This window comes from Paenibacillus sp. WLX2291 (assembly GCF_046603665.1).
Taxonomy (GTDB): domain Bacteria; phylum Bacillota; class Bacilli; order Paenibacillales; family Paenibacillaceae; genus Saccharibacillus.
Genome location: NZ_CP176755.1, coordinates 353,444 through 377,623, shown reverse-complemented (window position 1 = coordinate 377,623; position 24,180 = coordinate 353,444). Strand labels below are relative to the sequence as shown.

General features: G+C 50.3%; 16 protein-coding genes. 5 read left to right on the top strand and 11 right to left on the bottom strand.

Annotation, left to right across the window (positions count from 1 at the left end; genetic code table 11):
- Positions 1-28 precede the first annotated feature (28 nt).
- From ACDE64_RS01570 to ACDE64_RS01535, 8 genes are all read right to left on the bottom strand, one after another.
- Positions 29-1,099, bottom strand: coding sequence for a YheC/YheD family protein (locus tag ACDE64_RS01570; RefSeq protein WP_411344805.1), 1,071 nt, complete (start codon positions 1,097-1,099; stop codon positions 29-31).
- 168 nt (positions 1,100-1,267) lie between these two features.
- The gene (locus ACDE64_RS01565) at positions 1,268-4,714 is read right to left on the bottom strand and encodes a hypothetical protein (RefSeq protein WP_411350207.1); all 3,447 of its coding nucleotides are present in this window, start codon (positions 4,712-4,714) and stop codon (positions 1,268-1,270) included.
- Positions 4,715-4,716: 2 nt separating this feature from the next.
- Positions 4,717-5,979: a TRAFAC clade GTPase domain-containing protein gene (locus ACDE64_RS01560; RefSeq protein WP_411350206.1), complete on the bottom strand. Its 1,263-nt coding sequence runs from the start codon at positions 5,977-5,979 to the stop codon at positions 4,717-4,719.
- 16 nt (positions 5,980-5,995) lie between these two features.
- Complete coding sequence (locus tag ACDE64_RS01555; RefSeq protein WP_411348772.1) at positions 5,996-6,709, bottom strand: beta-mannanase; 714 nt, start codon at positions 6,707-6,709, stop codon at positions 5,996-5,998.
- A gap of 344 nt (positions 6,710-7,053) precedes the next feature.
- Positions 7,054-8,343: a vWA domain-containing protein gene (locus ACDE64_RS01550; RefSeq protein ID WP_411348771.1), complete on the bottom strand. Its 1,290-nt coding sequence runs from the start codon at positions 8,341-8,343 to the stop codon at positions 7,054-7,056.
- Positions 8,344-8,671: 328 nt separating this feature from the next.
- Positions 8,672-11,038 carry a transcription initiation factor TFIID gene (locus ACDE64_RS01545; protein WP_411348770.1) on the bottom strand — a complete coding sequence of 789 codons (2,367 nt, stop codon included), beginning with the start codon at positions 11,036-11,038 and terminating at the stop codon, positions 8,672-8,674.
- 1 nt (position 11,039) lies between these two features.
- Positions 11,040-14,429, bottom strand: a complete 3,390-nt coding sequence (locus ACDE64_RS01540; RefSeq protein WP_411348769.1) for a tubulin-like doman-containing protein — start codon at positions 14,427-14,429, stop codon at positions 11,040-11,042.
- Positions 14,430-14,618: 189 nt separating this feature from the next.
- Complete coding sequence (locus ACDE64_RS01535) at positions 14,619-16,400, bottom strand: vWA domain-containing protein (protein ID WP_411348768.1); 1,782 nt, start codon at positions 16,398-16,400, stop codon at positions 14,619-14,621.
- Between the two features lie 590 nt (positions 16,401-16,990).
- On the opposite strand from ACDE64_RS01535, the gene ACDE64_RS01530 reads away from it, so the two are divergent.
- The 5 genes from ACDE64_RS01530 to ACDE64_RS01510 all read left to right on the top strand — a co-directional run bounded on the left by ACDE64_RS01530 (position 16,991) and on the right by ACDE64_RS01510 (position 20,844).
- Entirely contained in the window at positions 16,991-17,143 is a 153-nt protein-coding gene (locus ACDE64_RS01530; protein WP_411344799.1) for a hypothetical protein, read from the top strand.
- A gap of 32 nt (positions 17,144-17,175) precedes the next feature.
- On the top strand, positions 17,176-18,135 hold the full coding sequence (locus ACDE64_RS01525; protein WP_411348767.1) for a hypothetical protein: 960 nt from the start codon (positions 17,176-17,178) through the stop codon (positions 18,133-18,135).
- Positions 18,132-20,147 (top strand): hypothetical protein, encoded by a 2,016-nt coding sequence (locus ACDE64_RS01520; RefSeq protein ID WP_411348766.1) that lies wholly within the window; start codon positions 18,132-18,134, stop codon positions 20,145-20,147. Before ACDE64_RS01525 ends, ACDE64_RS01520 begins: the two co-directional genes overlap by 4 nt.
- A 90-nt stretch (positions 20,148-20,237) precedes the next feature.
- On the top strand, positions 20,238-20,504 hold the full coding sequence (locus ACDE64_RS01515) for a type II toxin-antitoxin system HicA family toxin (protein ID WP_411344796.1): 267 nt from the start codon (positions 20,238-20,240) through the stop codon (positions 20,502-20,504).
- Positions 20,491-20,844 carry a type II toxin-antitoxin system HicB family antitoxin gene (locus ACDE64_RS01510; protein WP_411344795.1) on the top strand — a complete coding sequence of 118 codons (354 nt, stop codon included), beginning with the start codon at positions 20,491-20,493 and terminating at the stop codon, positions 20,842-20,844. Before ACDE64_RS01515 ends, ACDE64_RS01510 begins: the two co-directional genes overlap by 14 nt.
- A 147-nt stretch (positions 20,845-20,991) precedes the next feature.
- Here the strand turns inward: ACDE64_RS01510 and ACDE64_RS01505 are convergent, their stop codons facing one another.
- The 3 genes from ACDE64_RS01505 to ACDE64_RS01495 are packed head-to-tail and all read right to left on the bottom strand — an operon-like array spanning position 20,992 to position 24,122.
- Positions 20,992-22,395, bottom strand: a complete 1,404-nt coding sequence (locus tag ACDE64_RS01505; RefSeq protein ID WP_411348765.1) for a M20 family metallopeptidase — start codon at positions 22,393-22,395, stop codon at positions 20,992-20,994.
- A 3-nt stretch (positions 22,396-22,398) separates the two neighbouring features.
- Positions 22,399-22,746, bottom strand: a complete 348-nt coding sequence (locus ACDE64_RS01500; protein ID WP_411348764.1) for a hypothetical protein — start codon at positions 22,744-22,746, stop codon at positions 22,399-22,401.
- A 59-nt stretch (positions 22,747-22,805) separates the two neighbouring features.
- On the bottom strand, positions 22,806-24,122 hold the full coding sequence (locus tag ACDE64_RS01495) for a GTP cyclohydrolase IIa (protein WP_411348763.1): 1,317 nt from the start codon (positions 24,120-24,122) through the stop codon (positions 22,806-22,808).
- Positions 24,123-24,180 lie beyond the last annotated feature (58 nt).

The window sequence follows — 24,180 nt, the reverse complement described above, 5'->3', positions numbered from 1 at the left end:
TCTCCCTTTGACTATTCTGCTCTACACGTTATTGCTCCTGTTCCTCTTCTCGATGACGGCGTGCCAGCAGCAAGCTGTAAGCAATCGCCGGACGCACCATTTCCACATAATGAAAGATGGTAGACGGTAAGCCGATACCTGCTTCAAACAGGCAAATCCGATTCTGTTCGTCCAAGCCAATATCCAGCCCAATCTCGTGAAATCCATCGCCTAGTTGCTGCTGCATATATTTTGCCAGCTGGATGCCATATGTTTCGATGCGGCGATCCAATTCTCCGCCCGGTTCTTCGCCCAGATGATGCTTGAGAAAGGTTTTCCACATCGGGATCACGCGAAATGTATGCTCACTATTCGTGACCTTGCGCTCTGGTTGCATCGATATGGACGTAGAGCAGAAGGCAACGATCCAGCGCCCCTTGCCATCTTTGCTCATGTGCACACGAATATGAAAGGGAAAGCCCTGCGGTGTGACGCTACGCACCAGCTTTTGCAAACAATAGCGCTGTGGGATCAAAAATTCGATTAGCTCTGCCATCTTGTCGCGGGTCAATCGGTGAATGTACTTTTGATCAGATACTTCGAATACATCGTCGCGATACTCCACCGTATAGATGCCGCGTGCAGATGCACCGGAATCGGATTTCAAAATCGTCTGCTGATGCTGGATCATGAATTCCAGCGCTGTCTCTGCATTACGCAGGGTCATGAACGGGATCAAATACTTGCGCAGCTGTTCATCCTTTTTGAGCAGGCGATACGTCATCAGCTTGCGAATCGATCTCCCTCGCAGACTATGAGTGAGCGGAATATGCTCCAATTGGCGATACACATCCTCATACCCTTTCAAACCGCGGCGGCGCATCCGGTCGTAGATCACGTCAGGATACGGAAACTCGTCCTTCACCCATTCTCCATCTCGCATCGTACGTCCGCGAATCATCTGCCGCTGTTCGTCCACGCCAGAGGGATAAAAGTAAAATAGTTCTGCCTTATGACTTGCCGCCGCCAGCGCGCAGGCAACTAGCAATTCTGATTCAATTTGCCAGCCGATCAGCACACCGATTACATATGTGTGTTGTGTAGTGTCCTTATCCTTCATGATGCACTCCTTTGATAAACGGTTCCTGCCGACTGTTGGAATGGTCTGGAGCAATGAATCTTCCTAAGGCAAAAGCCCGCTTTTCTGCACGGAACTGCATGAAAAAGCGGGCTTACCTGCGTCCTTCATCAAACGGACAAACGTATGGAAGGTATACATGAATTACGATCAAGAAGTCGTCGTAATTGTGGTAATGATATAGGTTTGTCCATTAATAGTGATGCTGTCTAGCAGCGATACGTCGGTATCCGCAGGCAACGCAAGGCTGACTTCATACGGATACACCTGCTGCATCTGCTCCGGTGTCAATGTGAGCGATGAAGGTGCTTCTGTTTCTGCCGATGTAGATGGCTCTGATTCCCCAGATGTACTGTCATCTCCTGACGTAGATGAGCTACTGGACGTATCCGAACCAGTGGCAGTCGATTCCTTACTGCCAGTTGCTTCGGCATCGGTGCTGTCCGTACTGGACGTGCTTGTATCGGAAGTCGCACCAGTCGCAGAAGTATCTGTACGATCGGATGTGCTACTACTTTGCTCTCCTGTATTTCCATTATTCATTGTACCAGAAGTATCTGTACTGGAAGCGCAGGAAGATTGTACGTCCAGCTTTTCATAATGAACATCCTGCTTGCCGCTCAGATACAGGGTTGCCTTTTTCGGTTGAAACGCAGTGCATGGCTCCATCGTTTTAAAATGGAATACCAGACGCTCGGATGCGGCAGTGCTCTTGCTATCTGGTGTAGAAGTGCTGCCGGATGTAGCACCATCGGTGGAGCTGCTGCTATTGGACGAACCCGTACTGCTCGTACCGGATGCAGCAGCGGTCACGATGTTGCTGTCCGAGCCTGTAGCAGTCTGCCCGGTTGTAGCGGCTCCAGTAGTAGCACTATCAGCAGAATCGCTCGACGATGAAGAATCGCTAGTCGTCGAATCGGTGGACGTATCGGCATCGCTATCCTCGCCATTCGTACCGGACAACGTAACTAGCACATTCGGCAGGTCGTTCGGATTGATAGCAGGTGCTTGCTGCTCCGGTGTCGTCGGTGCAGTGACCACAGGTTCCGAACCGCCAAAGATATGGGCAAAATAGATCGATAGACCGACAATGCCCACAATGAATACAACCAAGACACCCATCAACATCGGCAAACGACTGCGGTTACGGCGCATCCATTTCTGAAATGGTGTTGCCAGCTCGTCCCGTGCGCGCGTGTACACAGCGGTCAGGGCAGGCTTGTTCTGCGGCCAGTTATCTTTTGCCAGCGAACCACGACGGAATGCTTCACGATCGTGCTTGCGGAAGTAAGCCAGAATCGCTGTTTCATACGCAGGCACAAATCGGGGGCCACTTGTGCGACCCTTTATTCGTTCATTACCCTTACGAGTGCCGGAACGCTCACCTACTGACGCACGCGGACGATCCAACACATCTTCGCCCACCATAAAAGCAGCGCGTCCTTCCGACCAGTTGAAGAAACGATAAATGTTCTGCTCATCTGGCGAATGACGCCGTACTTCCTCGACCAGCGCCGCATAATCGATATCATTGGGCTTGGCACTATAAGCAAAAGCGGCAGGTAAACGCTCAAATTGACCATTGCGAATATCTTCGCCAATCCAAGCGCGACCAAGCTGCTGCATAATATCCTTTTCGGCGACAGGCAGGTTGTCCATTTCCTGTAGCACATCTTCATTCGTCTCATCGCCGCTACCGGAGAACCAGAAATGCAGCAGTTGCAGCGCCCGCTTCTTGCCAATCAATCGGCGTTCCGCACGCTCTGGCTGCTCATCACTTGGTAGCGGATACGATAGGAAATCTGCCTGTAGCAGACGGCTGCGGGTAAGACTTTTCAAGTCTAGTTCGCTAAGCAGCAATCGCTCTGCTGACGCGCGCATATCGTCACCGAGACCGGATTGCACCCATGCAGCACTGTTCATCTCTGGCTGTTGATCAGATTCCAATCGCTCCAGCTGCTTGAAGACATTGCTGGTTGCCAGCAACAAATCTGGGCTGCGCCGCAAGGCTTCCATAAACGACTGTCCGGCACGGTTGCAGTAATCGTCCATATCGAGTAGCTGCGGGTACTTGCTGCCCCACTCCGCTGCCAGCGTAATCACTTCCTCTACCGATTGCGCCTGCTGGAATTTGCGATCAATGAGCGGAGTCAACAGCACAGTTGCCAAGCCCGGCTGACTGCCGACCACCGAGATAAACGCTTCATACAGCGGCGGCTGACGTTCCATCATCGCATACAACGCATGACTTTCCGCCACTTGCCCGGAAGAGAGCGCATTGCGAATCGCCCGGATAAAATACTCCAAAATTTTACGTCCGGTATGCTGCGGATCAATTCCATAATATTCGGCAAACACTTCCGCAATCGCCACATCTGGCACCTGACCATCACGCACCGCATCAAATTCGCGGTCAAAACATGCCAAGAACAGATCGTTCAGCCGCATTGCCGCTGTCAGCGCGCCTGCTGGACGCAGATGACGCAGCAGTGTTTGTAGTACGAGTGGGCGCTGTTCGGCATACAGATGAAGATCGCCTTTTTCCACCCGGAATAGCAATGTCCATTCATCGTATTGCGCCGGATCAGGCAATGCTTCTTCAGCCGCATCCAATCCTGCCTGCCCCTGATCGGCAAACTGCTGCAATTCGCGCAGCAATGCTGGCTGATCCAGATGCTGACACACCCAATCGATGTACAGCTGACCGGCACGTCCTGCCTGTGCCGCCTGAATACGTCCACTGTTCAGATCGAAAATATAATCCCGCTCGATATTGCGATCTCCCGCGCGAATCGAACCGCTTTCCACAAACAGCAACTGCATGCCTTTGCGACTTTCCGGTTCTTTGGCATACGTCGTAAAGCCAAGCCTGCGCCGAAACGCATAGGGCAGCGCCAGCATGATTACACTCGTCAGCTGCCGCGCATAATCCGACAACTGCGCAATCGGCACATTAAGCGAAATGTATACTTTCCGGTGACGATGAATCGCCGACATGACTGCGCCAAGCAATTGCCGGAACATACCATCGTCAATCTGCAATTGATCCAGCAAGGCACGCGGCGGAATGGATTGCATGTGCGGCGCTGGCGATAGCGATGTGGAAGAATTCCCAGATGCACTGTCGCCCGCTAGAGCATTTTGCCCAGCAGAACGCACAGGAAATTCATCCAGCTCCGGCAATTCGCTACCCTGCTCCAGATCGTAATGATCGACAAACGAAGCATTCAGCCAGCGGTCGTAATGATGTACCCAATCCTCGCCCAGCGCGGACGGAATGATATAGTTATGTGTAAAAAAGGCACTGCGCAGACCGGTAAAATCAGTCGGCACGTATACGCTCTGTCCCAGCACGATATCGCGATTTTCCAGACGTACCAGTTGCAGGGCAGACGGATACAGCGACGCATCCTTTTCCGCTTTCGCCTGCAATTCTGCCGGTGCATCGTAGCCGCACAGCGGATGGATCGCCTTTTTGATCAAAGACGGGTCCAGCCCGGGAGAACGCGCAATCGTGTCATAGCCTTCCGTCGTGCGGAATATTCCGCTTTTCTCGCGTGTATACAGCTGTTGCTGAATACGAGCGTCAGAAACCATACTCAAGCCTGTCGTCTCCCTTCGATATACTTCAATTTGTACATCAGCCATACAAACGGTTCATCCACCCGAATCGGGCTGACCACGCTTTGCAGCTTTTGCTCCACCGGATTGCTGCCCAGTGCAGACACGGCAAAATAGGCAGTATCCTTGAAATACACATCCATCGTGCCTTTGAACGGACGATCCACACGCTCAATAAAGCGGCGAATCTCTCCGTCAATATTTTCAAATTCATCCAGATCAAAGTGATCACGATGTACTACATTGTGGAAAATATTGCTGTTGGATTTGATATATTCGCCATCATCGCCGCGTAGCGATTCCAGCATATCACTCTTCGTTAATACAACCGCCGTCGGAATATCCGTCTTGCTGTCTTCCTGATGGGCGATAAAATCGCTAAACAGCGTTAGCACCACATCACGCGGTTCGTCATACCGGGACACCCATTCACCGCGCGTATCACCCAGCTTCAATCGAATGCGGTCGCGGATGGAACGAATTTGCAGCGGATCGACCATAAACAGAATACCGGACGAGTTCTTAATATGCTGACCGTGCAGTCCCAGATAATCCTGATCGACCATACCTTCACCAGCGACATCAAAAAATACAAGTGTCAGCGGTGGCTTGCTCTCATCCTTGAATACAAATTGGAAAATAAACGGTTCCTGCATCCGTTCCTTTTGTGTAGAAGCGAGCAGATCGCCACGTTCAAACAGCGGCTCCTCATAATTCATACGGAACTTGCGGCTGATCTCCGTCGTCAGTGGCATACAAGCAGCATCAAAATGATCTGCCGTGGAATTTTGCAGCGTATGAATGAGCGCGGTCATATAGACCGACTTGCCGACCTGAGACGCACCGACGATGGAGATAATATTGCTCGGCACCTTGCCCGCCGTCACTGGCAATTCATTATGGCAATGCGGGCAGAGACGACGACGAGTCACCTCACCGTAGCGGTCATTTAATCCAACAAGCACCTCATCGGAATAGATCCGATGCTCTTCTGGCACATCCTGCGGACGCAGCACCGCTTCCATATCCTGCACCGTATCCAGACCGAAGCGGGCACGGTAGCGGTTCAGACGCGCATCTTCGCGCAGCGCATAATCTTCGTCATCCTCACGATGATGACTCGCCCGGAACTCTACCTCGTCTGGCGTAAATTTGTTAAAGCAATACGGGCATACAATATCGTAAAATAATGGTCTGGGTTCCGCTTCCGGTTTGCGTTTAAACCAATCGAAGATTTTCATATCCCCCATCTTCCCCCTACTCCAAAATTAATTCGTACATGTGTCCATACTTACGTCCATCGGTAAAAAACAGACGCACATATTCGTTTTTGCCAATTTCAATCGCCGGTAGCTCATTGCGTCCGGCGCGAAACGGCTCGGCAAATGGATACACAATGCCGTCGTCACGGTTGGCTGGATAGCCGCCATCTTTTTTTACATAACAGAGCACATCGCGTTCGACTGGTACTTCGGCGTGTACGTCGATGCGTACTGTTTTGCGTTTGCTGAACCAGCTGGACTGCTGGCGGATCGTGTAGCGAATTTGGGCTTTGCCTGCGCTTAGTTCGACTACGTTACGATCATCATGCTGGCGCACAAGCAGCGTTTCGCCTTGTTGCTCGGTGACCAGATGTACACGATAAGCGATTTTGCCAAAATGATCGATGCGGTCGCGGTAGCCGTTGGTTGCTTTGTATTCTTCGCGTGTGTACAGCTTGAGATTGGCAGGGTCGACAGAAGCAGAGCCGGAGAGAGGATCATTTGCGATGACTGCCTTTACTCCAGTGGCAGGAGTAGTAGCCAACGATGTACCGTCATCGCCTTCTCCGCTGCTGTTCAGCTTCTCGATATATACTGCCTCCGCGCCCCGAGGCCATAACCAGCGTAATATACACCAGCCTTCCTCCGCCTGCGCCGTTAATCCGTGGATCACCTGCTCATCCTCCGACTTTGCATCCAGATAACGCATCACACCCTCTCCTTCCTCTGCACCTGTATGATAGTCACGACGGTATGTATGCTCATCACGTAACTGGCATACTTGTTCTCGCCTATATGATCAAAATAAAGACATACGATATCGTAGCAATCGTCGCTGCAATTGGGCTTTGTATACGTTTCTATCGTGATACCGCCTGTCGCTAGCTATGCTCCTTTTTATTTTAAACTAGAATAGACTGTATACCCAGCCTATTCCTTATGATTTCTGCTATAGATACAACGGCAGGGCAGGAATCACTCCCGCCCCTGAATATATAGTATCTGTATTAGTATATGCCTGTTGTATGTGATCTGTATGAATCAAGAGATCATTTATCGCTGAAACGTACGACCGCTATCACCTGGACGACGGCGACGTGGAGAACCAGAGCTACTCGTTGGTGGCGGTGGTGTTTCATTGCGGCGAATCAGACGCTTATTATTCTCACCGATTGGAATGACCAGCGTGAACAATGTGAATACCAGCGCCAATATCATAATCGCCAAGAAACGAATCACTGCATCTGTCCACGACCAGTCTGTTTTACCAATACCCCATTCCAACAATAAGCCTGCTAGCAATCCGCCAACCCCGCCGCCGACGCCAAAACTGCGCGCCAGAAAGCGATTGTCGAACATTAGTCCCCAACCAACGCCCATCAATGCTCCGATGAGAGCGATCAATACAACGTGGAGGATCTGGTAGTACAGGTTGCTGTTAAACGGTTCGCTACGCTCTGTGACGAGGGTTCGTTTGTCTAACGTGTCGTAAATTTGCTGGAACGTTTGTGTGAGATCGGTTGCTTGTGCTACGCCATAATATTGACCATCTGTTTCTGAAGCAATTTCGGTCAGCAAATTTTGCCCACCGTCATTTGCCAGACTCAAGCCGACCGTGTTAATCACAATGCCACGTTCCTGATAAGGCTGTAATGCGGACATATCCAGATCGCTATAACCATCAGATAGCATAATGACGGTCACACCGCGATCATCCTGTTCTTGCTGAGTGATTTGTTGGATAGATGTACTGAGAGCCGCTGTGAAATTTGTTCCACCTGCACTCACATTTAACCCATCGACCACACTAGCGACCTGTTGTCTTGAAGCAGCATCCAAAGTAGTAAGCGGCAGCGCTACACGTGCTTCTCCACTAAATTCAATAATACCTACGCGCATATCGTTATCCATGGATGACACCAGATTTTTGACAGCTTGATAGCGAAGATTTTGCGGGTCTGTTTGTAACATACTACCGGAATTATCGACGACTACAACCACGTCCTTAACTGTACGCGCGCCGTTGAAATCCAGCTGATACAATGCTTGTGATGCAAGACCGCCGACGAACATAACGACCAGTGTTGCTGGAACGAGCAACTTCCATGAGATATCGGCATACCGTTGCCGCCAGGAAGCTCCGTTCAGCACTGGCGAGATCATCTCTGCTAGCAAGCAGAATATACCGATCATCAAGCTGATGATGCCAAAATACAATCCCATAAGCAGAATGCGCGGCATCCGGTCGAGATACGCGTGCAACAACCACTCGCTAAAAATAAAGCCGAGTGCGCCTCCGATGAGGCTGAACAATACGAGAAGCCAGTTGATCTTGCGCTGCATCTGTGGCTTCAACCCCTTTCGTTTGATAGATAGCCTTAAACTCTTAGTGTGGCTGGGATGCACTATACCGCTTCGGGAAGGGATTTGGGCACGGACTCTGGTGGAGCCACGAGAATCTACGAATTGGGAGTGAATGTAGATTCTCGCGCAGAAAAGGTAAGGTATTTTGCTTTTCGCAAAAACCACTTTTCATTGAACCCCGCGTTTATATTACCAAACGCTATAAGTCGTCCTTAGCCCAAATTCCCTTCCCTTCGCTCCGTGCATACAGCCAAGTTCGAGATTTAAGACATGTTGTGGGTGGGCATGATATATAAAGATCAAAATCTTATTTCCCATCCGCGTGGAATGTGTAGCCGTTGGCTAGATACGTATCGTAATACGTTTTGCCGTTGCGGTAGTACATGAGGTCTTCGATGGTGAAGCCTCCCATGAGATTCAGTTTTTCGACGCCGCTGGTGCGGTCTTCGTGGATGAAGCCGGTTTTGTAGATACGGGTCGTGTGGTCGACGCCGGTGGCGTAGCGGACGAATTCGCCGTTGGCGTTGCCGAACATGTATTTTTCCTCGTACCGGTGCTTGTGTGTGTAGTCGAGCAGCCGGATATGGATGGTGGCGCGGTCTTCGAGTGTTCGGTATAGCTCTTTGAACAGGTCTTCCTGCGACAAAGCCTGTTTGTTGTTGTAGTCGATGGTGACGTTGGCACGGCTGAGCAGTTCTTGTTCAAAGGGTTGCGACAGGATCGGCGATGGCAGCAGGTCTTGACGGCAGATGGTGATCAAGCGATCCAGCAGCACGTCTGATCCCTTTTGCAGTAAAGCCATGACATCGCCCACGCTACGTTCTTCAAAAAAGACATATTCGCCGCGTTTTTCTTCCATATCTGCCATCACGTCTGCCGTTAATCTGCTGTAGTAATCGGCGATATTTTGACCGATATAATCGTCGGCAGAACGTACGCTAGCTACGGCGGCACGGTTCAGCTCCAGCGCCAACTCGTCCATCTGGTGTACGAGTACCCGACTGCCGCGATGCAGTGCGGTTAATTGCTCTTCCCAGCGACGATACAGCTTCAATCTTGTTTGTAATGTTAAAATATACAGCTTATGCGGATAGATCGTCTGGATGAGCGCGCGCGTGAGACTGCGCACATTGTGCTTGTCCATAAAAGGCAGCTTTTGAAACGTCAGATCGTCCGCACGACTGCCATACCAGCTCTCCAAATCCTGCTGCGCTTGTTCAATCGCAATATTCAAATCGCGAATCCGATTGTGCAGCACCGTCCAGATGCTGTCCGAATGATTCTCGTCACTCCATGCCGCCAATTGGTAAAAGTGCACATCTCTGCGCCCCTTCATGCGCTCGGCAACTATCGTGCGAAACTCTGATTCCGCATTCCAGCGTTCCAATCTTCTCATTGTTTCCTGCTCGTAATTGTCCGCGAAAAAGGCATCCCCACCCTGTTCAAACAGCGCGTATTCCGCCTCCCTTAGACTCATTGAGCGTAGCGAGGAGAAGCTGACCGAGCGGGTCATTAGGCTATTCATATCCTCCAAGCGACCTTCGTCTGGAATGAGCTGCTCCAAGCGTGCATCCATCGTCGGCTCGTCCATACCGAGCAGCCGTTCACGCTCAGCAACGCCAAGATCCGGCTCCTGCTTCATTCGCTGCACCAATCCGAGGAAGAAATGCTCCAATACGGTCAGCGCAATCGCCTCATCCGGTCGCCGTACCCGCGCAAACCCTGCCGATACAAGTCCCTGACTACCGTCCGCATTGCGAATATTGTTGCGAAACGCCGTATTGTTATAATCCGAGCCGTAGGATGACGAGTCACTCCCTGTATCGACACGCTGCCGATTTTTCAGCAAGCTGATGCGGCAAATTATATCGTAATTGCTACTAATGCCGCCATTGACGGACACCCCGCGCTCGTTCCGGTCGGATAAAATATACGCCAGCTCAAACAGTGGCGCTGCTACATGCTGCACCATCACTGCCAGACCATCCTCGGTACGCTGTAGCGGTGCGCTCAGACTGTAATCGTCGCGCTGCATCTGCTCCACTTCCTGCAAAAAGGCAACGCCAGTCGAGCTGGCATACGCAAAGTTATTCTCCTGCTCACCTTCATGCACCAGTACATACAGATCCATTTGCACCGACTTGAACGACTGACCCAAGATGGAACGCGCCAGCAATGCAATCTCCGGCACCAGAATATTCATGGGATCTTCCACACGCGTAATAACCGACAGATGCAAACGGTCAAAGGACGAATACAATCGTCCAAAATCCGCCAATCGGTGCGACGCCTGACGAAACGTTTTATTCAATTCCAGTAAATGCTTGCTCTCTTCCCGAAAATGCTTTGCCCAGTCTGGACGCCTATGTTGCGCGCTTGAATGTGTAGCATCTGGCGAAGATAAGTACGTAATGAGCTGCTGTGGATGCTCCTCCCGGTGAACGGAGGAAGATGCCGCCACTTCCGACTGCACCTCCACATACATCACACCAGCTCCGTTATCCCATTTTTGCGCATTCACGCTGCGGATATGTTCTGCCGCCTGTTGAAGACCGTCCCCGACAAACAGGAAAACGGCGGGGTAGTGAATACTGCTCCGCCCGTCTCCCTGTCCGGCTGTCTTCTCCCCGGCGGCAGCGTAAGCTTCCGCAAATGGTGTCAGCCGTTCCTTCATCTTATTTCAGCTTCCGGCGCAAATCGTTTAATTTGGAAACCATTTGTTTGTAGAACTGGTATGCTTCATCACCGTTGACCAGTTCCACGCGCTCATATTCCAGACGATCCCGTGCTTCCAGATACGTCTCATACAATTCATCCAGCTTGTTCAGCAGTGGCGTTACATCCTCGGAACCGGTCAGCTCGTTGTCGCGGCGATCCGCTTTACGCATCAGCACGGCACGGCTTTTCTCATCCAATTTGCGGAAATGTTCGAAGATTTCGAATTCCACTACATTTTTCGTTTTCATCAGATTGACGAACGGTTCCCATGCTTCTTCTTCCTCGTCGCGGTCGTATACGAACAAGGCACCTTTTTTGGTGATTGTATCGGTGTACAGCGCTTGGACGAATTGGTCGATCAGCTTCTCTTCGCCTTCGTGACGACCGAGCAGACTTTCCAGCTCGCTGATCTTCGCTTGCAATGCATCGTATTTGCCCAGTTCCTCGCGCAGACGAGATATCATTTTCGGCGAGCGGATCAGGTTATCGGACGCAAGCTCCTCGTTATAGCTGTTGAAAATATCTTTGGTCGATTCCGCAGGCAGCCCTTCACTCAGCAGACGACGCAGTTCCGCCAGCGCTCGCTTCACCTCGCCCAGATTCGGACGGGATGCATCCAGACGCAGATCGTAAGCACTCAGCACCGCTTCCAAATCGAACGGCTGACTGAAGCGCACAGCAAACCGGCTGCTCGTATTCTGATCTACATCCTTCTCAACGATAATTTGCAATGCGCGAGCACGGTTAAAATCGGCACGAATGCGCGCATTGTACGATTGTACACGCGTATTCACATACGTATCGCCCCATGAACGTTCTGGAATCGGAGATGGCAAGTATGTCCAGTTTTCCTTCTCACTCATGACCAGATGTCGACCGACACCTTCGCGATCCAGAATAGTGCGTTCGTAGTTTTCCTCATATACTTTCAGCGGTGTATACACAAACAGCGGCACCCCGTTGCGTGTATTCAGCCAGAAGATCCGGTTTTTCACCTGACTTTCTTTAATTGTAAAATGCGATTTGCCAATCGCGTTGTTCTGGTAGTTGCGAATTCCGCGCAGAATGCTTGGCGCTTGTACTGGTACAGACACAAAGCCCCACGACGGGAAGTGCAAATTGCCCGCACTGTTACTCAGATGGAATACTGGCACAGCATCGTCATCCAGACGGCTGGCAATTTGACGCTCGACGAATTTCTCAATCGGCTCGTCTTCACCGTATTTCATCACTAAGAAGTCTTCCATAGAACGGGTGATCAGGTCACCGAATTTGTCGCTCAGGAAGTCGGAGATAGAGCGTACGATATCAACTTCGTTTTCTTTGACCCACTGATCGGAATGATCCAGCAATTGCGTGGAGAAGTCGCGAATCAGATCGTCGCCGTCCTTGCTATCCATAATATCGCTGACCGCTTTGGAGATGTCCGGCACGCTAACAAGATTCCAATAGTACGTTTTGTTACCGCGATGATCTTCCTGTTCGTTGCCGCTGGTGAGCAGCTCTCCATTTTTCTCGAAAATCGAGCTAAGTGCATTTAGCACTTCCGTGAACACGCCATAAATACGGTTATTTTCACGGTTCAGCAGTTGATACAGATCTTCGTAAAACTCGATCATTTGCTGCGTACGTTCAACATCGGCACGCAACCAGTACTCGTCGATCTTCGCTTCAATATATACATTTTTCTTTTTGTCTTTGGAAACGAACGCGCTTTTCGCGTCGCCCAGACGATCATTGGCGTATTCTGCCGCCGATTCGATATCGCGCGGAATGCGAGTTTGGCTTTCGCGTAATGTTTCAATATACGAGAGCAACATTTTCAGCAAGGAGAAACCTTTTTCCGTGTACAGCATACGCGATACATAGAATGGACCTTGCTCAGGATGCAGGAACATGCGGCGAATCTGATCGGAAAATTGACCGACAATCTCGCCCGGTAGTTGCTGCTTCGCTTTGATATATTCCTCGCGTGCACGAGTCAGGAACGTTTGCTCCAGCTCAGTATCCATGCTAACCGCCTGCATTTTCACCACATTGTTGTAGCTGAGGCGTTCGCTATTTTCAAAGCCCGGCAATGGTTCCGGCACACGAGATTCGAACGTTTTGGTCATCGTGTCCAGATCGACGCCCAGTTTGCGGGCAAAATTCTCTACTGCTTCCTGATCCGGTGCTTTGTCGAACATTTTGTCCATCTTCTGGAACAGACGATATGCCAGATACGTCGTCATTTCTTCAATCGGCAGTACCGCAGACGATGCACCGATGATGTTGTATTCATAGTTAGCAGGATACGCACGGTTCATCTGAGCGATATTGGTACGGATATTGCTAATATAGTCATGAATCGCAAATTCCTCGCCAGACGCCTTTTCCTCACTCGCCATAAAGTTCGTAATATTTTCAGCCGTTACATTCATGCAGTAGTCATACGCATTTTCCAGCAGCTTGCCTTCTGTATTCGTTGCCGAGATCAGATGACACAGATTAAACGGTGGCAGCGGCGAATTGACATTCAAAATATTGCCATACTGCTGCTTGAACCGTTCGCCACGTGCATCGACATTCATCCAGTAATCCAGCTCTTTCAGGGCGGCATAACCGTTTTTGCGAATATATTCGCGGGTATGCTCGCTCAGACTCTTGTTGGACAGGTTGACGTCAGGCGTGAACAGATAGCCGAGCATGTTCAGACGGTCGATACCAGCAGAGCCGAAGTCACGCTCCACAATCCCGCGAACAATATACGAGATATCAAGGAACGAACCGCTGCCTGTACCGCCGGACAGACCGGTGAGCAGGAAGACCATCAGCTTTTTGTTCGTACCGACGGACAGCGTTTTGATCTTTTTATCGATGCTCTGTACGACTTGATTGATCTTGGTGAATAACAGCAGACGTCCTGCTTGGCGTACCCCGGCTGCACCGTTCATACCATCGGTGATGCTCATTTCCGGGGACAGCCATTCCGTAATATACGGCTCCAGCAGACTGCGATTTTGCAACAAACCGCCGATCTCTGGGTTGGACAGCAGCACGAATTCGTTATGCGGGTCGAGACCAACGCCTTTGTATTTTTTGTTGCGATCTTGTTCGTTCGTTTCAAAAGCAAGGAATTCGACGTTATCGGGCTTCTCTTGCTTTTTCTTCGTTACCGGGTCTTCCGGCAGACGGAAGCGACGGTTGATCTGATATTTCAGTCGCAGCAGGGCATCGATACCTGTACCGCCCAGACCGATGATCAGAATCGGATTGTCGATCGTATCGACGCGTATTTTTTCACTGACAATACCGCCACCGAGCGATACGTCGAGCTGTTGAATGTGTTCTCTAACAATTGGTTTCATGGATGATCCCCCTTGTAACCTTCATAGTATGGTGTGTATACATGTTGAATTATGATCTGGTACTAAATGGACTCGCCAGACGAACCGCATGATCCGCTGGCAGACATCCGTTTCATTTCTCTCTGTATTCCATGATGTGTTGCGGCTGACCGGTAGATACCGAGTCCGCCGCATAGGTTTGCATATAGGTCAATTCAAGTATTCTAACAAAATCGTTTTGTCCACCTGACGAAGTGCAATCGTCAGACGATCACCGCTCTTCAGCTCGTAGCCTCTGGAGGCGTCGATCGCACGACCGGATTTCTCGATGCCGCTTTCCGCTTGATTGCGGATGACCAGACGATCGTTATTACCCGGTGTGAAGACGATCTGTTCCGTTTCTTTGAGTTCAGGCGCCAGTTGCAGCAACTGGTGCAGATTGAATTTGCCACGGAACGTAGTTAACTTTTTGTACTGCGGATACGATTTCTCGCCTGTATTCTCGTCGCGGATCTCGATCACCATCTGACCGACAAAGCCGCGATTTTTCTGTTTTAGCCATTTGAGCAGGAACCAGATGCCGACAGCTAGCAGCAACAGAACGACTACAAGGATAATCCAGTTCATGATGCTCAGACCAGCAACTTTGCCATCGCTAGCACCGCCGCCGCTTGCATCTACCGTTACCGGCGATGTTTCACGGTAAAAGCTTTGCTCCTCGGCGCGTACAACCAACTGGTAACGATGATTGTCTGGCACTTCAAATGCACCGGTAAACTCCGTACCGTTCGTATTGAGCGGAACCTGACTTGTTGCATTGTTGTCCAGATCTGTCACATTGAGTACAGCCTTCATGCTGCCTACCTGCGAAGCATCGGTCAGCTTTTGCCCGTTGCTAGCGAGATAAGCGGAGATATCGATGGTATCGCCTTTGCTATAAGCTTTGTCCTCGATAGGGTTCAGCGCCAGCTCCAGACTGTAATTGAAAATCAGGTTAATATCGATCTTATCGCGATCGACACCTTTCACTTGCAATGTCCAATCTCCCTGCTTCGGATTCAGCAGTTTGACGAGCGAGTAGCTTTTGGAAGTAGATAATGTCGCTTGATCAGATGGTACGGCTACTGCTTTGCCGTCTGGATCGACCAGCTTCACTTCGACCTGCTGAGAGGACATGATCGAGATATTTGCTTCTTTGACACTCTGGTTCGGGATGTTGATCTTCACATCCTGAAATTGTCCATTACCAGTAATCGAATCAACTGGTACGACATTGACCTGCTGATGTGCAGCGAAAATATCGCTCAAAATCTGCGGCAGTTCATCGGCGGAACTAGTTACAAAAGATTTACCGCCCGTTTCGCTGGCGATGTTCGCCAGTGCCTGCTGATTGAGCTTGCCGTCCGCATTCAGACCCACTGTATAAACCGGATAGCCAAGCTGTTTGGCTTTGTCGACAGCAGCTTGCAATTGCTGATCGGCTTCGCTATTGCTTTTGCCGCCATTGCTGTTCAGCTCGTTATTCCCATCGGCGAACAGTACAATCATCGGCTCATTGCCCTGCTGGGCACCATCCTGCAAAATATTGACCGCTTCACTCATCCCGACTGAAATGTCGGTATACGGTCCACGGTTCAGATCATCGATAAATGTTTTTAATCCAGATTTGCTGTCTGCCGAGGCGATGCTCGTCAATGCTTTTTCCCGCTCAATTTGATCGGTATAAGCGACGACACCTACGCGATCACCCTGCGTCGGCAGCATATCGATAAACAGCTTCATTGCTTCGTTCCCCAGCTTGTTAGGGTCACTGTTCTTCATCGAAGAACTGGTGTCCAATAGCAGCACTGCATCAATTGGCGCGGTATTACCATTGTTCGTATTGCTGCTTCCTGTTGTCGCAGCGGCAAACAGGGTTCCCGGCAGCAAGGTCACACTGAGCATAACTGCCAGCAGTATATGCATGAAATTCCATTTTCGTACGGGCATCATTCTACTCCTTTGCTCAAGGTAAAATGTTAGTTCGTGGCTGGCAGGACTACGGCCATGATCTCACATTGTAGCGGATCAGGATTAAACGCCGGTTAAATTCACCTTAACATGCCTTAAAAAACATAAAGTGAAAAATTTGATACCACTTTCACCACAATATCCATAATAATCCATATCTTCCCGAATTCCAAAACCTGATCTTACATCGCGAACAAGCCAATCCGATGTATCCTTATAGGCAGCACATGTGCCTGACTGGCTTGCCTATACAAGGAACGGATATCATTATAGCTTATAATATGCAATTTTTTCCCCACCTTAAGACGGGGAAAAGGGCTGGACTATCGGCTAAAAGTTGAATATGCACCATCGCTCCCTTTATTCCGGCATCAATTTTGGCATAAAATAGAATACAAACTTCGCAATCGGCAGATTCTGCTTAACGGTGCCGGGTAAATTACTGTTCATTACACTACACAGTCCTTGCCCAAACGCCGGATGTCACGAAGCGATCTTCGCATCCTCTGCATCCGACCACCCAAACAGGCAAACGCATAGCCGATACCGGATCAACAGGAAAGGATTGGATTATGGATATACTTGCATACGTATGTATAGGCGCTGCGTTTCTTTTTGTTGGTAGCCGGTTGTTACTATACGCAATTCGGCGCAAAAAAACGCCTGACGAGCAGGAACTGGAACAATTGCTACTGGATGCAGTCAATCACAAGCAGGGCAAATGATTTTAAATATAATGTAGAGAGTGATGCCATACATGAGTACAACCAAACAAGCGGTACAATTGCCGACACTGGAGCAAAGTCGGCGCAAATACGATCGACTGCGCGTCTGCCGCAAGTGCGGACGATTCACCATTTTACCGGGTGACAGCTGTCCAGATTGTGGCAAATCGAGACTGGTGCCTGTGATGGAGCAAGCGCGCCGTCTGACGGGACGCCGCATGCTGAACGATATTTTGTTGACGATCATTCTAGTGATTGGCGCTATTGTGGCTGCACCGACCACGACTTTGATTGCATTATGTGCAGGGGGCGGCGTTATGATACTAGCGGCACTGATCATCGTGCAGCGACGTTTTCGTGAGCGCGCGACATTGCGACAATTGAGTCGCTTATTTTGGCAAGAGCGAACTGCCATTTACGACGGATTGGTAGAAGATCAGCGAGTCGGCGTAGAGCTAGTGCGGGATGGCGAAGAAGTCGAAGGATATCATATTTTGCGCCAGACAGCAGTAGTTGTGCATAATGACCGACTGCGGCTTGCCCTGCTATCCTTGCTGCAAAATTTCCGATTGCGCAGCGATATGGATCTGGAGCTGGAGTCGCTGATCACGCGCGACTTTGACCCTTTGGTAGCGGAATATATTGGCGAGGTAGCACGGCTCAAGCGCGATATTATCAAGGACAAAGCGATCCGCTATATCATTGCCCATGAACCGAAAATATTGCAGATGGAGCAGGGCTGGAATATTTTGATTAGCGTCACTTCTGCGATGGTGCGCATGAAGCGTTATATCGCGCTGTATCCGGGCTTTATCCGCCGATATGCTCGTCATTTGCCCAAGGAGCGCTTTGTGCGGCTGTATCGGATTGTGCATAGCGATTCGGAACTGCTGGCAGATGCGCTGGCACAGGATCTGGATAGCATCCGTATGGAGCTGTATGCGTCTGATACGACCTTTGGCGGTCAAACGACAGGAGCGCAACGGTCATGAGAACCGTATTTCGCTGGTTCGCGCTGCGCAATCTGCTATTGTGCTGCTGCGCAGTTGGTGTGGTGTTGCTTGTGTTCAAAGGAATCGGCGTCTATCACAAAATTAACTGGGTACAGACGGCAGACCAATATTATGAGCAGCAAAACTGGATACAGGCAGAGTCCTTTTACCGTCAGGCACAGGAGAATCGATATCTGGAGTATGAGGAGCAGCATGTTCAATCCCGTTTACAGGAGCTAGCGCCCATCAGTGCATGGAGTGATACCGTGTCTAATACGGCGAGCCGTTTGCAAGCGGCGCTGGATCTCAACCAGTTTGATACGTATATGGATGTGTATGCGGAATGGACACAGCAGCAACAGCAGCAGGCAGAGCTGAACGACAAGTACAGCAATGAATATAGCAAAATCACAAAGCAATATGGCATGGAGCAGTTATGGAAGCAGGGCTTCAGCGAGTTTCGTACACGATTGGAGACGGCGCTGCAAAGCAATCTGGACAATCGCAATTACAGCGACGAATCCGCCAAATGGAATCTGCTGCGCATCCCTGCCGCTTACTGGTCAAAATCGGACTCTGTAACCGGAATAAACGACGGCAATGCCAGCAATGTAACTTCTACCAATGTTACTGCCAGCCAACAAGCAGCGGTACAATCCAATCAGCTGCGCAAGTTGTTTGAGAGCTATGACACGACCAAGCTTAAGCGTCTAGCATCAGCGGGGGACTTTAACGCTTTTCTGACCAATGCGTCTCAAACATGGCAGGCGTATCAGCAGCATCAATATACTGGCGCCCGCTGGGTGACCACACTTGCCGAAGACGGCGCGCAATCGGTCATCGCCAAGGATATCGCTTCTAGGCAAGCGGAGCGTTTTGTCAGTCATGCGGTTAGCTTCCGCTCAGCGGCACAACAGCTCAATCTGTCGTCGTCTTCTGTACTGACGACAATTGACAATGAAGTATCCTCGTTGCAGGAGCAGGCATTCACCATGACGACCAACAAGCAATTTCAGCAGGCATTGGATCTGTACAATGCGCTGACACCGCTTGGCGATATGACGCAAAATATCGCCCGCACCAAGCTGGCATGGGCCATTGACGAACCGGTCACTATTTTACAAGGCAGTAATACATCGGTTGCCTATCAGCATGTCACTGGCGGTACGAATGGCGGTATCTTCCCGGTCTATGTGGTAGCGACAGATCAGAACAACAAGCTCTTCTTCGGCAAAATGGACAATGACGGCAATGCCAGCGTCTGGTCTGGGGAGATCGGGCAGACGTCAGCTCAGATTCAAGCGCTGGCGGTTGATACGCAATTGAGCACGACCGAGCAACCGATTGTGGTCGTTCAGTCCGAATCTGGTGTGGAAGGCAGTCCTCTGTTCTCGCTCTATGCAGTAACCGGCGCTGGCTTGAAGGCGGTAGCCTCCTTTGCCGGAGCCAGCTATGAAGTGCAACCAGATCGTAGCATTATCGTGCATCAGCCAGTCGGCGGCAATGTAGGACAGGTGGATATATATACGCCTGATGAGAATGGAACGTACAGCAAAACCGACAGCCAGATGGACAGCGAACAGTATACCGACGTTGCTGTCTCCGAGATCGGCGCGCATCTGAATCAACCGATTCGTTTTACAGGCAATATTATATCGGTGGATGATGCGGGCGCGATTGTGAATGAGGGCGGCACATATGTACGGTTAACAGGCGATCTTTCGTTTGAGACGGGAACGTTTACCGTGTACGGGCAGTTCAACGGAGAATATGAATCATTTACTCCTACGGATTCCGGTTTGTCTGGGAATGGCAATGGATCGGATGGAAATCAATCCACACCAGATGGAAACGGCGATATCGGCGATGGTAGTAATAGCGACAATGACGGCAATACGATGCCAGATGAGCAATTTGAACCGGACTATGGACTGGGCGACAATCCGTTACCTGGGAATACGCCGGGGATGAATATCAATATTCCGGTTGTGCATGTAGACAGCATCGAATGATGCTGTCTTTTTTATTTTGATATTGAATATATCAACAAATTTGCTTAAAATAGTATCAAAGGATGATATCAAAAGGTGGTACTACGTATCATGAACAATAAACAGCAGCAAACATTACAAGCTATTTTCGATGATCCTGTACGCTCCAATATTCCTTGGTCTAATATCGAATCACTCTTATCTGCGTGTGGCGCAGAAATAAGTGAAGGTAATGGATCTCGAGTTCGTATCTTTTTGAATGATAGACGTGCCGTATTTCATCGTCCTCATCCACAAAAAGAAACAGACAAAGGCGCGGTCAAATCCGTAAGACGATTTTTAATAGAGGCAGGTGTAAAGCCCGATGCTGGAGTATAAAGGTTATATTGGCAAAGTTGAATTTGATGATGAACAGGAAATCTTGCACGGAGAAGTCATTAACATCAAAGATGTGATTACGTTTCAAGCATTATCTGTTGACGAACTTAAACAGGCGTTTCAGGAATCGGTTGATGATTATCTAGACTTTTGCGCAGAGCGTGGCGAAGAACCAGATAAGCCGTACTCGGGAAACTTAATGTTACGAATCAGTCCCACTCAGCACCGATTAATGGCGATTGCCGCCAGCAAAGCAGGTAAAAGTCTCAACCAATGGATCGCTGATCACACACGCGCAGATGCTGAGAATGAGCTAAAAGAGTTGATTCCACATTTATAAATGCAATCTCCCTTCACAAATTGCATACATCATTCCAGCTATTTAACGCAAACAAGGCGCTCCCTGCATCTCAGGAAGCGCCTTGTTGCATATCGTTTACAGCCATTATCTGAATCTCAATGATCCGTCTGAACATCCTACTGTCCTCTATCTCACTAACGCAGGCTGTACATCCGCTGGAATCGGGCACTCATATGCTCGTCCTTGTAAACGCTCATCCAATTCTCTGCGAGCATCTTCCAGCAACTCTGGACGTTTTACCAGCTCCAGCGCGGTCGCTGCCATAATCTGCGATGCGTACAGCATGCCTTTGTGCGCAATCGGCGTTTTGCCTAATGTCACCCATTGCCAACTATGCGCAGCGGTACTGTTCGCAAAGCAAGCAGTTGTACATTGCACCGTCGGCGTAATCCAGCTCACATCTGACACATCGGTCGAGCCGTATAGCATCTGCCCATGCTGATAAGGCAGCACTTCGTTAGCTATTGCCAGATTGCGCTGTGAAGCTGGTAATTGCCATGACACCTGCTTTTCCTGCTCAGTCAGCGTATCACGTACCGCCTGTGCCAGCGCGATCTCGTCGTCCGTATGCTCTGGCACCGGAAATTGCGAGAACTGTTCCAGCATGACTTGCTCCAGCGTACGACTTGGCACAATCTCAGAACATGCTTTGTCAAAAACAATCTCCACTTCCGTACCTGTCATCAGCGCCGCGCCGCGTGCTACATCATGCACCCGCTCCACAATCTCCGCCGCCTGACTAACATGTGGAGCACGGATCAGGTATAGCACCTCTGCCTGACTTTGTACCACATTGGGCGAGCGTCCGCCCGTATCGGTAATCGCATAATGAATACGCGCTTCCTGAACGATATGCTCGCGCAAATAGTTGACACCCATATTCATCAGCTCCACCGCGTCCAGCGCACTGCGACCGAGATGCGGAGCGGCAGCAGCATGAGCACTGCGTCCTTTGAATTTGTAATAATACTGATAATTTGCCAGCGTATATACCGACATCACACTATGATAATCAAACGGATGCCAAGTGACCGCACTGTCCACATCATCGAACAACCCGGCACGCGCCATAAAGGTTTTGCCGGAACCGCCCTCCTCTGCCGGGCAGCCGTAATACCGCACCGTACCGGACAAGCCCTGCTCCTGCATCAGCTGCTTGAGCGCAAATGCCGCTCCCAGCGCGCCTGTACCGAGCAGATTATGCCCGCATCCATGCCCATTGCCGCCCGACTCCACCGGCTGTTGTACCGCCGTGCCTGCTTGCTGACTCAAACCGGATAATGCATCATATTCGCCGAGCAGCGCAATCACTGGCTTCCCACTGCCAAATGTGCCGATGAACGCCGTTTCCAGCCCACCAACACCACGTTTCACAGCAAATCCTTCATCCTCCAGCGCCAGACACAGCAATTCCGCCGAACGCTGTTCCTGAAAACGCGTCTCTGCATATTCCCAGATCTGATCGCTGATGTCCGTCAACCTCTGCCCTCTTGCCTCAATCGCCTGGCGAATTGCCTGCGTATCTGTCATCCGTTAACTCCCTCCCAGTCCGATAAATACCATAATAAAGACCAGTTCTAGCATATAGCCGATCACCAGCATCATCGGCACCGTCACCACGAGCAGAATCAATCGCAACTGACGCTCCACCCCATGACTTTCCATCCAGCGACGCAGCCAGAACCAGAGCAGGATCAGTGCCGGTACAATGATCAAGATTCCGACAATCACAATTCCGTAAAAGAGTCCGCCCGCTTGCGCACCCGCGGCACCTTGCTCCAACCAGCGTTCTTTGCCCGTAACAAGTGCCACGACAGCAAGCGCCATGACTACATAGTATATTTTTATGCCTATACTCCATACCTTCGAACGTTTATTCACCGTTGCTCATCCCTTCATTGCCGAAACTATACTGTGCAACCCTACCGACATGTATGATCCTAACGCTCCCTGCGCAAACGATAAATTTTGCGCGGTCGTCCCCGTACCGATTGCTGTTCCTCGCCATCAATCTCGGCAAGATCAATCTGGCACAGACTGCTCATAATGCGCTGGGCGTTGCGAATCGTCATCGACAAATGCTGAGCAAGCTGGGTGGTCGTGAATCCGTCCCAATTCATATGACGGGTTAACGCTTCGATTTTGCGATATGTTTTGACGCTAATATTCGCTTCATTCAATCGCTCCAGCAATTCCGAATCCAGCGAGCGTGAGGCATAGCTCCATTCGCCTTCCTCTTTGTCGATCTCGCGAATATCGCCATTATCCTGCACGATAACGAGTAACTGCTGGCGGTTGTGACGAGCGTGCTGAAGCGCACGCATCGCATGATTGCTGGCGGTAAATGCCGTATCGCCATACCCGATACCGACCGACATTTGCACATCCGATTCCAGCTCCATCCGCTCTACCGTCTGGCGTAGCCGCACCAATTCGCGCTCAATCGCGCCGCGCGTGCTAATGATCTGGTAGCTGCCCACACCGTTGTGCACCATAATACCGTCCAATCGCTCGCACAGCTGTAAGATCCGCTGCTGCATTTTCAGCTCGGCATACTGGACAGAATATCGGCTGCCATTACTGCGCGCGCTAGCTCCGAGCAGATCTGCTTCCACAATCTGCATACCAATCTGCGTATCTTTAAAATACGAACTGCGCGCCTGCTGAATGAGCAGCTGCGCCGCCTGACGAATATCCTGACGCGTAATCATTAACCGGTATACCGGCATGCCGTGCTTTTGCAGCTCGCTATAAATAAAATGCATACACGTCAGCGCCGCGGCACTTTTGCCATTTTTCCATAAGTCCAGATGAAACTGCACAATATCGTTCGGCTCTTCCGTCCCATCAAAAATCCGCACTGGCAACCCGTCCATCGCAATGCCCAGCTCGGCAAACGATTCATGCAAATCGAGATCCTCCGAGCGAATCATATCGATCGAATACGGCTTGCTGCGCACATCCTGACCGTTCATCATCTGTACCATCGCCTTGTACAGCGCAGAACCAGCAGGCTTGCAATACACCGCTAGCTCCTCTTTGCGCAAATACGGCTGTGCCACCGATAACGGAATTGGACCGGAGAAAAACCAGCCTTTCAGACCTGTCCGGTTACGTTCCAGAATGTCCGGTATTTCCTGCGGGTGATTATAAATGTAAGGAATAAACTGTACATCTTCCCCCATGGATGCGGTAATCTCCAAAATATGCTCCACGGAAGGCTGCGGGCCGATTACCCCGAAACGGTATGTCATCATACTCTCCTCCGCCAGTCTCTTTATGTTCAGTGTCTGTCACTGCTTATGCACATACAGA

Coding starts and splice junctions, on each gene's coding strand:
- ACDE64_RS01570 (WP_411344805.1), bottom strand. CDS start 1,099: ATGAAGGATAAGGACACTACACAACACACATATGTAATCGGTGTGCTG.
- ACDE64_RS01565 (WP_411350207.1), bottom strand. CDS start 4,714: ATGGTTTCTGACGCTCGTATTCAGCAACAGCTGTATACACGCGAGAAA.
- ACDE64_RS01560 (WP_411350206.1), bottom strand. CDS start 5,979: ATGAAAATCTTCGATTGGTTTAAACGCAAACCGGAAGCGGAACCCAGA.
- ACDE64_RS01555 (WP_411348772.1), bottom strand. CDS start 6,709: ATGCGTTATCTGGATGCAAAGTCGGAGGATGAGCAGGTGATCCACGGA.
- ACDE64_RS01550 (WP_411348771.1), bottom strand. CDS start 8,343: ATGCAGCGCAAGATCAACTGGCTTCTCGTATTGTTCAGCCTCATCGGA.
- ACDE64_RS01545 (WP_411348770.1), bottom strand. CDS start 11,038: ATGAAGGAACGGCTGACACCATTTGCGGAAGCTTACGCTGCCGCCGGG.
- ACDE64_RS01540 (WP_411348769.1), bottom strand. CDS start 14,429: ATGAAACCAATTGTTAGAGAACACATTCAACAGCTCGACGTATCGCTC.
- ACDE64_RS01535 (WP_411348768.1), bottom strand. CDS start 16,400: ATGATGCCCGTACGAAAATGGAATTTCATGCATATACTGCTGGCAGTT.
- ACDE64_RS01530 (WP_411344799.1), top strand. CDS start 16,991: ATGGATATACTTGCATACGTATGTATAGGCGCTGCGTTTCTTTTTGTT.
- ACDE64_RS01525 (WP_411348767.1), top strand. CDS start 17,176: ATGAGTACAACCAAACAAGCGGTACAATTGCCGACACTGGAGCAAAGT.
- ACDE64_RS01520 (WP_411348766.1), top strand. CDS start 18,132: ATGAGAACCGTATTTCGCTGGTTCGCGCTGCGCAATCTGCTATTGTGC.
- ACDE64_RS01515 (WP_411344796.1), top strand. CDS start 20,238: ATGAACAATAAACAGCAGCAAACATTACAAGCTATTTTCGATGATCCT.
- ACDE64_RS01510 (WP_411344795.1), top strand. CDS start 20,491: ATGCTGGAGTATAAAGGTTATATTGGCAAAGTTGAATTTGATGATGAA.
- ACDE64_RS01505 (WP_411348765.1), bottom strand. CDS start 22,395: ATGACAGATACGCAGGCAATTCGCCAGGCGATTGAGGCAAGAGGGCAG.
- ACDE64_RS01495 (WP_411348763.1), bottom strand. CDS start 24,122: ATGATGACATACCGTTTCGGGGTAATCGGCCCGCAGCCTTCCGTGGAG.